The 9,452-nt window shown below is 43.2% G+C and carries 9 protein-coding genes; 4 read left to right on the forward strand and 5 right to left on the reverse strand.

Features of this window, described 5'->3' with window-relative positions:
- On the forward strand, window positions 1-789 hold a 789-nt coding region (locus tag H740_RS09095), incomplete at its 5' end, for a glycosyltransferase (protein ID WP_002953424.1).
- On the opposite strand, the gene H740_RS09100 is transcribed toward H740_RS09095, so the two are convergent.
- A complete protein-coding gene (locus H740_RS09100) occupies window positions 737-2,020 on the reverse strand; it encodes a glycosyltransferase family 9 protein (protein ID WP_002953425.1) in 1,284 nt (427 codons plus the stop codon). The genes H740_RS09095 and H740_RS09100 overlap by 53 nt on opposite strands.
- Before the next feature lie 92 nt (window positions 2,021-2,112).
- Between H740_RS09100 and H740_RS09105 the strand changes: the two genes are divergently transcribed.
- The 3 genes from H740_RS09105 to H740_RS12260 all read left to right on the forward strand — a co-directional run bounded on the left by H740_RS09105 (window position 2,113) and on the right by H740_RS12260 (window position 5,075).
- Entirely contained in the window at window positions 2,113-3,393 is a 1,281-nt protein-coding gene (locus H740_RS09105) for an O-antigen ligase family protein (protein ID WP_002953426.1), read from the forward strand.
- A complete protein-coding gene (locus tag H740_RS09110; protein ID WP_034957859.1) occupies window positions 3,383-4,141 on the forward strand; it encodes a polysaccharide deacetylase family protein in 759 nt (252 codons plus the stop codon). Before H740_RS09105 ends, H740_RS09110 begins: the two co-directional genes overlap by 11 nt.
- Window positions 4,142-4,283: 142 nt before the next feature.
- Window positions 4,284-5,075 (forward strand): hypothetical protein, encoded by a 792-nt coding sequence (locus tag H740_RS12260; RefSeq protein ID WP_002953428.1) that lies wholly within the window; start codon window positions 4,284-4,286, stop codon window positions 5,073-5,075.
- 654 nt (window positions 5,076-5,729) lie between these two features.
- Here H740_RS12260 and rfaQ read toward each other — a convergent pair.
- From rfaQ to waaC, 4 genes are all read right to left on the reverse strand, one after another.
- Window positions 5,730-6,818, reverse strand: a complete 1,089-nt coding sequence (rfaQ, locus tag H740_RS09125) for a putative lipopolysaccharide heptosyltransferase III (protein ID WP_002953429.1) — start codon at window positions 6,816-6,818, stop codon at window positions 5,730-5,732.
- A complete protein-coding gene (locus tag H740_RS09130) occupies window positions 6,815-7,588 on the reverse strand; it encodes a glycosyltransferase family 2 protein (RefSeq protein WP_002953430.1) in 774 nt (257 codons plus the stop codon). Before H740_RS09130 ends, rfaQ begins: the two co-directional genes overlap by 4 nt.
- Window positions 7,582-8,475: a lipid A biosynthesis lauroyl acyltransferase gene (locus tag H740_RS09135; RefSeq protein WP_002953431.1), complete on the reverse strand. Its 894-nt coding sequence runs from the start codon at window positions 8,473-8,475 to the stop codon at window positions 7,582-7,584. The genes H740_RS09130 and H740_RS09135 overlap by 7 nt, the downstream gene beginning before the upstream one ends.
- Window positions 8,468-9,452: lipopolysaccharide heptosyltransferase I (gene waaC, locus H740_RS09140; protein WP_002953435.1), on the reverse strand; the 985-nt coding region annotated here is incomplete at its 5' end. The genes H740_RS09135 and waaC, both read right to left, overlap by 8 nt.

Here is a 9,452-nt window from a genome sequence, read left to right on the forward strand (position 1 = left end):
GTCCAACATCTGCGTAAAAATTCGGCCGTCGAGCCCTTTAAGCTTGAAATTTTAAAGCGGCTAAAATTTACGCCCGTTTGCGTTTCAAACGCGACTTACGAATTTTACGCCGCTCAGATAAATATGCCTAAAAACGTGGTTTATAATCCCGTGGAGGCGCCTATTTTGAAGCAGGAAAAGTCTGAAGCGGGCGAAAATTTGAGCCATTTGCAGACAAATTTAAAAGATAGCGGCGACGATAAAAGCGCCGCTCTAAAAGCCAAATTTGACGCCAAAAAGATAAATATCGTAATGCCCGCAAATTTTTTGACGCTTAAAGGTCACGAGCTAGTTTTCGACGCGCTTGCTGGGCTAAAAAGAAGCGATATAAAGGTTTATTTCGCGGGCGCGGGCGAGCTAAAAGCGGGCGCGAAAGCCAAATTTGACGCGCTGATAAAATCTGACAAAGCCGAGTATCTAGGCTTTGTTTCCAAGATGGACGAGATTTATGCAGCGCGCGACTACGTGCTTGGATTTTCCAGCGACGAAGGGTTGCCTAGGGTCGTCATCGAGGCGCTTGGCTGCGGGCTTGGCGTGGTGTACTCTGATATCGCCGTCATAAGGGAGATTTATGAAATCTCCTCGAAAAAGCAAGATTTTTTTATAGTTCAAAGAAGCTCGGATGCGCTTTTAGCCTGCTTTGAGAGCTTGCGAAAACCCGCCTCAAAAAGCCCCGACGATGCCGTTATAAAGGCATTTAGCATAGAAAATTATCTTCGCGGGATAGATAGGATATATAGCGAACTTTGACGAAGGCCTCGATGTCTGCGAGGTTTTGCTCGCTAAGCTCGAAAAACGCGCTCGCGTCGATATCCCGCACGGTTTTAAACACGGAGCTAACGGGCGGCAAATGCGAGTTTATCACGAGCGAGTCGGCGACGCCCCTTTGCTCGCTGGCAAAACAAGGCCCCATAAGGCAGATCGTGGGTGTGTGCATGCTATCTGCGACGTAGTAGTTGCCGGTATCGGAGCTTGCGTAAAGCTGCATCTGCGAGAGGTAAAACGGCAACTCCTCAAGCTTGATTTTATCTATCAAAGAGATGATTTTTAGCTCGTTTTCGCCAAATTTTTTCACGTAGGTATCGCAAATTTGCGAGCTAAAATTTGACTCACCGCCAGTACTGCTTTCGCTGCAAATTTGAGCTTTTGGTTGCTCTTCGTTTGCATTTTTAAGATCGCCGCAAATTTCGCTCGCGCCATTGCCGGCTAAATCCGCGAAAATTTGTCGTCGGCTCAAATTTTCCGCCCGTTTTTCATTCACATTTTCAGCGAGCAGGTTTTTTAGCAGCGCCGCCTCCTCGCCGACGCCGAAAATGTAAACCTCGCAGTCAAATTTAGCGAAAATTTCAAATATTTTTTCCCAAGTATGTTTTGGCGGCGTTTTCATTTTATTACCCGCGCTTAGGCTCACGCCGATCTTAAATTTACCGCTTTTTATTAGATTTTCTTGCGGGATAAATAGCGGTTTTTGCAAGCATTTTTCATATTTTAGCTCGCTAATGCCGACCGTTTTTAGGTAGGTTAGCAGCGTGAGATCTTGCAGAGTGTGCGGTACTTTTTTCATGCCGAGCGCGAGCAGGGCAAAGTCACTAGATGCTGCGTAGTGATGCACGGCGACGATGTTTTTAGCTAGAGTGCAGCGCGCCAAAAAGAGATTTAGACTGTTTGGCATCAGTACGTAGACGCTCTCGTAGCCGCGCGAAAAAAGCTCAAGCGCGAGCCCTAGTTTTGAGGCTTTTTTACGTTTTACGCCGTTTATCGTAAATATCTTTTCCATTCGCCGGTCGTGTTTTGCGAAGGCTAGGTTTATCTCGTCGATGAGTACATCAAATTTGCCCAGCTTTTCAAAGATCACAGTTGAGTTTGCGTAGTCGCCGATTTTAGCGGTTTGTATGAGTAAAATTTTATTGGATGCCTTTTTAAAATAGCTTGTTATTTTAAGGCACGGCCAAAGCATTAGATAAAATAAAAAATATATCAAAAATAAATCCTTTGATTTAATAAAATAGGCTATTTTACACGATTTTTAATTAAATATTGTTATAATCACGCACTTAATAAAATGGAGAGTGTATGATCAAGCAGAAGGCGTTTGATTTTTGTCAAAATTTAATAATATATCTTCTCTTTCTGTTTATAGTTTGCGAGCATCACGTAAGCTTTACCGCTGTTAAAAACATATCGCTCTATACTGCTGTTTTGCTAGCTTTTACAATGTTATTTTTGCGTAAAGATGAAATATTTCAAAGAATTAAATCAAATTTTAGTCATGCTAAAATAAGCCTAATATTTTTAGCTTTATTTGTTGCTTATGCGCTTTTGATATCTTGTTTTCCATATGACGATTCTTTTGGTTCTGCAAAAAAAGCTTTTAGCGAATTTGGAAGAGGAATTGCATTTTTATTTGTAGTGCTTGTTTGTTCAAATGGCAAAGAAAGACAACAAAATATTATTTTTTATGCCATATTGGCGGCATTTATTTTTATTACCGCTTACTATGCGTTGCCTATTTTTGAAAATTTAGACAAAATTTCAAGCACAGACCCTGAGGCCGGGAGAATAGCAAATAGAGGTTATTCGTTGTTTGTAGACAGATTTATGGTGTTTGCTTTGTTGGGTGTAATACTTTTTAAAAGCAATGCAGTAAAAGTTTTTATGATTATTTTTTGTTGTATTGCTATTGCTATGGATATATTAGGTGGAGCTAGGGGTAGCTGGCTTAGCGTATTTGTTGCTTTTGCTTTGTTGTTTATATTCTTGGTTTTTAGTAAACATAGAGATTTTTTAAAGAAAAATTTTAAAAAGTTATTTACCGTTGGAGTGCTTTGTTTTTTATGTATAGGAGTATTATTTTCTGGTTCTTCTATCGCAAAATATAAATTCTCACAAGGAGCAAATAGCGCAGGCAGGGATTTAATATTAAAAGAAAGGCTGCCGTTGCTTTTTGAAACCAATAGATGGATGTGGGGACTTGGGCACGGTGAGCATTTATACGATAAATTTTTAGCAGATAAGTCGGATGAAAAGGGTATTGAAATTTTTATGATGTCCATAAGGGACGGAAAAAGACATTGGTTTAATGATGAGCCTTTTTTTATAGGCAATATATATTATTATGGAGTTATCGGAGTTTCATTTTTATTTTTATCATTTTTCTATCTATTAAAAGAAAGTTTAATTTCGTTTAAGTGCACGCAAAATTTATTATTTGCCGGAGTCCTTATTTCGGCTATAGCATATTTTGGTATAAGAGGACTATTTGAGACATATAATTTAAGAATTTTATACCTTTTTTATTTAATAGGATTTCTCATTTTATTTAAATCCAAGGTTGATGCAAAAAATGAGCGTTAGCGTTTTGATGTACCATCACGTTTTAAAAAAGGGCGGATTTATCGCCTCTGGCGTTGAGGATTTTGCCTCGCAGATGCGGTTTTTAGCTGAGGCGGGCTATAAAACTCTGAGCGCGGCGGAGTATACCCTGTACAAAAAAGGCGAGCTGGCCGTGCCTAAAAAAAGCGTCCTCATCACCTTTGACGACGGTTGGAAGGACAACTACGTCTACGCCTATCCGATCTTGCGCGAGTTTGGGCTACGGGCGACGATATTTTTAGTGACGCAGTGGATAGAGCGCGCGAGCATGCGGCAGGGCGAGTTTGTAGAGCTAACGCACCAAGAATACAAAAAAGCAGCCTCCCAGCGCCCGCAGGACGTGTTTTTGAACCTTGACGAGATAGCGGCGATGCGGGATGTTTTTGACTTTCACTCGCATACGCATACGCATTTTGACGAGTATTTCGGCGCGCTCTCGCCTGAGGAAAATTTCGCTCGGTGCCGCGAGTTTATGCGAGCAAATTTGGGCTTTGAAGATAAAATTTTATGCTGGCCGCGCGGTAAATACGACGAAAATTTGATGCGTCTAGCTAGACGGGCGGGCTACGAGGCGTTTTTCACGACGCAGCGAGGTATAAATAGACCAGACGGCGATTTGTCCGCTATCAAGCGCATCGCTGCTAAAAAGGACGCCGCATGGCTAAAGCGAACGCTTTTTATCTATCAAAACGACATTTTGGGCGGGATATACTCAAAGATAAAGAAGTAAAATTTGCTCTAAATTTAAGATAAATTCAGGCGTCGTTTTTGCGAGTCTAGCTCAATTTTGACTCAAATTTGAAAAGCGGTAAATAATAGATGTAAATTCGCGCGGCGAGGTTTCTGCTCGCTGTGGCGTCTAAAGGATCGTTATGAAATTTCGCAAACTTAAATTTAAAATCATAGCCGTAGCGCTGCTTCTAACGGCGATACTGGGCGCCGCATTTATTCGAATAATCCCCGATTTTTCCACTTCGCGAGGCTTTGCGATAGTTTCCCTTTCCAACTACAACAAATACAAGCAAGGATACTGTCTAAAAGAGGATAGAATTTTACCAAAGGAGGAGCTGTATAAAAGAGCTATTTTGGATTTTCTAGGAAAAGGTAAAATAATTCTTTATACTGTAAGGAGCAATGATTGTAAAAAATCCAAGAATATCGATAAATGCAGAGATATCTATAATAAAATGCTGAATTATTACGCTGCTTATGGGTATGGCAATAAAATAACGTATGATAAAGTATTGGAAATAAACCGAGATAGAAATGTCTCTTATAATAAATCAAGATATAGCTATTTTGAATTACTCAATTTAAAGCCTATTGTTTTGACGCAGGAGTCTATAAGCGTAAATTTAGATAAAAATAGTGCAGGATTTACTACTCCGATAATTCAATTGGTAGGCGAGCATGAGTATTATCTATATAATGGAGATGGCATAATTCTAAATAGAAATAAATTGGCTTTTACCTACATCTATCTTTTTGATAACGAAAAATTTATGGAACAAATAGATAAAGAATTAAGTTGGTATGAGAACCATAAAGCAGATCTTAAACAAAATATTAGCTATTTAGAATTTGACAACTGCGGCACTACGAAAACTGATATAGACAAAAGTGTTGAGAGCATGATAAAAGAATTGGCAGATATGCCCCGATAAAGGTCAAGTAGTGCGCAGGATAGTAAACGCGGAGCAAAGGTATAAATTTCACAGAGCGGCGAGATATTTGCTCGCTTAGCGGGTGGTTTTCTTGCTTGATTGGTGGGCGGCGTCTTTGATTTTGGCGGTTTTGCCTTTTGAGGGCGCGCTAAGGATTGCCGTTTTTGCGGCAATATTTGCGATTTGGCTTGCGCGCTGTTTTTGTATTTGTGCAAAAGGTATAAAAACTTTAAGCCAAGCAAGCTGTTTGTAAAAAATCCAAATCTCAGTTTGCTGCTTTTTGCGGTAGAAAATTTATCGCTCGGCGCTTTTTAGGGTGGGTTTTTGGCGTGCTTGGCGGAGGGATATTTTTGGGGCGAGCGTGCCACCGGCTGGAAGCATAGCGTTTGCGTTCGTGCCCGTTTGTTTGCTCATTTTTGTGATCTCGTATATGTTTAATGAAAAGAAGGCCTAGGCGTCAAAGTTTAAACGCCCAAATTTATAAAATCAAGAAGGTTAAATTTAACGGCAAGTGTTTAAAACAAATTTGACTTTATGACAAGTCCGGCCGATAAATTTTATCGTCAAATTTAACCAAAGCAGCCAAATTTACCGCTTACGGCTCAGATTTGCTCGTAAAATTTAGCTAAAACGGCCGAATTTTACAAAGTGCGCTTAGTTTTGGCTCAAATTTTCCCTGATTTTGCTTTTTATCGCCTCCAGCTCCTCTCCCTCAAATCTCATCAGCGTTCGCTCCACGCCGTGCTTTATCATCCCCTCTTTGTCGCACGGCACGAAGTCCCAGTCCTTTTGAAATACCGCGTGCTTGCCCATGGTTTGGTTGCCGTTGCGCTGCGTGTAGCCGTTTTCGTTTAGATCGTTATCCCACGGCCCCCACTCAAACGCCCCGCTAGGCCCAAACAGCGCGATCACGGGCACGTCGTTGGCTGCAGCTAAGTGCATGATCGCCGTATCTACGCCGATAAACATTACGGAGCGCTTGGATAGCGCGGCGGTTTGCTTTAGGGTGAGTTTGCCGCCTAGATTTACGGGGCTAGAGGAGCACAGTGCCAGCACGGCGTCTAGCTTTTTTAGCTCGGCGTCGTTATTGTCGGCCGTTAGCACTATTCGCACGCAAAGACCTTCGCAAAAGTCGATTATCGCAGCCATGGTTTCGTCGTCCGCGCACTTAAACATCCAGCGGCTAGTTAGGTGCACGTGGATAAATTTAGGCGGCAAATTTAGATGGCTGATACAATCTGGATCAAAGTACACGCTAACTCTTTTGCCGCTAGGCTCAAGCCCGAGCGCGGCCAAGGCGTCTAGATTTCTATCCACGGTGTGGCGCAGGCCTCCTATTTTTGGGGCTTTGTGCGTTATTATTTTATTTACGGTCTTGTTTTTGCCCTCAAAGCCCACGATGGTTTTTATCTTGGCGTATTTGGCGACGATGATGCCGCGGTCGCCCGTGGTAGTCTGCACGGCGATGTCGTATTTTTGCTTTTTGATCGCGCGGATAAACTTTAACTCGCGCCAAAGGCGTTTAAAAAAGCCGACCTCTTTTATATTTGCGCGGTCGTAGATGTGGATGTTTTGGATGTTCGGGTTGCCCTCGATCATCGCCTCGGTGCCCTTGTTTAGTGCGAAATCTATCTGCGCTTCAGGGTAGATGCGGCGCAGGTTTTCGATGAGCGGAGTCGTGAGTAACACGTCGCCGATGTTTCTAAATTTCATAACTAGGATTTTGATTTTTTTATCTTTCATTTTACGTACTTCCAAAATGTATATTGCGCGTAGAGCCTTGCTATCACGTAGCCGCGCCAGCCCTCGCGCCAGCCGCCTTTTAGGAAAAATAGCTTAAAAAACGTCCATGCGGGGTTTAAAACGGCCTTAAATTTGCTTGATTTTGCGCCCTTTGCGCCCAGGCTCGAATAGCGATTTTGCTTGGCGATAAACTGCTCGATGCTGTCGTATGCGTAGTGTTTGAAGTGGTTTTTTAGCCTGCCGATTTCATTTTTGGCGGCGGTTAAATTTGTGCCGTTTGTGGTGTTTGCCGAGATTTGTTCGCCCGTTTTTGCCGCGCTTTTTAAAACGACCTTTTCGTGTATCTCGCGCCCGTCAAATTCCGCCCGCGTCTTGTCAAAAAGCCTAACCGTGCAGTCGGGATAAAGCCCCATCGTGCGCACTTCTTTGCCGAAAAAGATATTTGCGCGGGCTACCTCGTACGCGCAAAACTCGGGTCGCTGTAAAACCTGCAAAATTTCCTCCCTCAGCGGCTCTAAAATCACCTCGTCGCTATCTAGCACGAAAACCCAGCGATTGCGCGCTAGATCCACGCCCAGCTGCTTTTGCGCGCTAAATCCCAGCCATTTTTGCTTATGAAATTTGACGTTTTTAAACCCTGCGCAAATTTGCTCCGTAGCGTCCTGCGAGCCGCTATCTACGACTACGACTTCATCTGCAAATTCGCAGCTTTTTAGCACCTCGGCGAGGTATTTTTCGCTGTTAAGCGTGAGGATAACGACGCTTAGCATTTATAAATTTCCTCGTTAAAATGCTTAAATCGCTTGTGAAACCAAAAATACTCGCTGGGCTTCTCGCGTACGGCGGCCTCTGTGGCGTCTGATTGCGCTTGCGTGGCCTTTAGTACGGCTTCGTCTTTGTCAAAATCCCTAATATCAATCGGCGGGAAAAAGCAAATTTCGCTGAGTTTTGCCCCTTTTTCGCGGATAAAGGCGGGGACGATGAGGGCGTCCGTTTTTTGCGCGAAAATGCTAACTGCGGGCGTATGTAGGACCTTTCGTCCAAAAAATTTAACCTCTACGCCCTCATCTTTGGCGGTGTTTTGATCGACTAGGATGCCGACTAGTCGGCGCGCCTTAACCGCTTTTAGGATTTGCTTGGCGCCGCCCATTTTATCGATGAGCTCAATATCAAAGCGGGTGCGATTTGCCGCCAAAATGCGCTGCATGACTGCGCTATCAAGCGCGCGTCCGACGATGCTAACGCCGCCAAATTTCGCCGCCATCGCTAGCGAAAATAGCTCCCACTGCCCGTAGTGCGCCGTTTGCACGATGATCGGGCGGCCCGAGGCGAGCGCACTTTGAAAGATTTGCTCGTTTTTAAATTCGACTTTTTCTAGGATTTTTTCCTTGCTCGCGTTTTGATTTTTTATAAAATTTACCGCAAATTTGGCGAAGTTTCGGTACGTGTCTTTGATGATACGCTCTTTTTGCGGGGCCGTGAGCTCCTCAGCGTAGGCGAAATTTAGATTTGCTCTGATGATTTTGGTGTGCTTGGCGTCAAATTTATAAAACAAAAACGCGATGAAATTTAAAAAAGGATCCAGCAAAAACGCGGGCGTAACGGTAAAGATAAATTTAAAAAATCTATAAAGCCAAAGGTAAAATAAATCACGCATCAAGTAGCCTTTTTGCCGCGTTTGCGATAGTCTGCGGAGCGATATCTCGCACGCAAAAGTCGCTTTTATCTATCTTTTTTGCGTCTATTTTTTTGCCTGCGTCAAGCGTTAAATTTACGGGCGTCGCGTAGGCGTTTCGCTCGGCAGGTCTGTTGCCAAAAATCGTGATAGAGGGGCGATTTTGCGCCCAAGCTATATGCGTCACGCCGCTATCGTTTCCGATAACTAGATCGCAGCTTGAAATGAAGCTCACGAGCTCTTTTAGGCTTAGATTTAGCGGTTTTGCGTTTGAGTTTTGGATCAAATTTAGAGCCTCTTTTCCCTCTTTTTCACCGTTAAAGCAGACGAAAATTTCATTTTTCGGCTCGTCAAGCAGAGCGATAACATCGCTAAATTTATCATAAATTTTACTCGGCTCGCTAGCAAAAGGTGCGATCAAAATTTTCTTTTTTGAGCTTTCAAATTTACTTTGAGAAGCACTAAAACAAGGTTGCTTGGCTAAAATCTCATCCTCGCTAAAACTAAACCCCAAAGCAAAAGCCGTAAGGCCCAAATTTCGCAAGATGATGTTTTTGGAGTAGTCGCAGCTAAATTTATGCCCGTAAAACATCGCCGCTAGCGGCTCTTTCACGCTAAATTTATCAAATCCGTAACTGTTTTTTCCAAGAAGCTTCGCAACCGCGGCGGATTTGAGAAGTCCTTGCAGGTCGATGACGTAGTCAAATTTGCCCTCTTGCTTAGCAGACGCGATCAGCTCCAAGCTTTTTTTGTATTCGCCGTTTTTTAGCGGTAGCGATACGACGTGCGAAATTTGCGGACAAAGGAACAAAATCTCGCTAAATTTAGCGTCGGCAAACCACGTTATTTTCGCTTCGGGCAAGTGTTTTTCGATAAACTGCAAAATAACTACCGCGTGGACGATGTCGCCCAGGGCGGAGAGCTTGATAACGGCGATGTTTGGGCTTAAATTTTTACTC

This window comes from Campylobacter showae CC57C (assembly GCF_000344295.2).
GTDB classification, from domain to species: Bacteria; Campylobacterota; Campylobacteria; order Campylobacterales; family Campylobacteraceae; genus Campylobacter_A; species Campylobacter_A showae_B.

Bases quoted from the DNA above. Each gene is read 5' to 3' on its own strand.
- H740_RS09135 (WP_002953431.1), bottom strand. From the start codon at position 8,475: ATGCGTGATTTATTTTACCTTTGGCTTTATAGATTTTTTAAATTTATC.
- H740_RS09110 (WP_034957859.1), top strand. From the start codon at position 3,383: ATGAGCGTTAGCGTTTTGATGTACCATCACGTTTTAAAAAAGGGCGGA.
- H740_RS09105 (WP_002953426.1), top strand. From the start codon at position 2,113: ATGATCAAGCAGAAGGCGTTTGATTTTTGTCAAAATTTAATAATATAT.
- H740_RS12260 (WP_002953428.1), top strand. From the start codon at position 4,284: ATGAAATTTCGCAAACTTAAATTTAAAATCATAGCCGTAGCGCTGCTT.
- H740_RS09130 (WP_002953430.1), bottom strand. From the start codon at position 7,588: ATGCTAAGCGTCGTTATCCTCACGCTTAACAGCGAAAAATACCTCGCC.
- rfaQ (WP_002953429.1), bottom strand. From the start codon at position 6,818: ATGAAAGATAAAAAAATCAAAATCCTAGTTATGAAATTTAGAAACATC.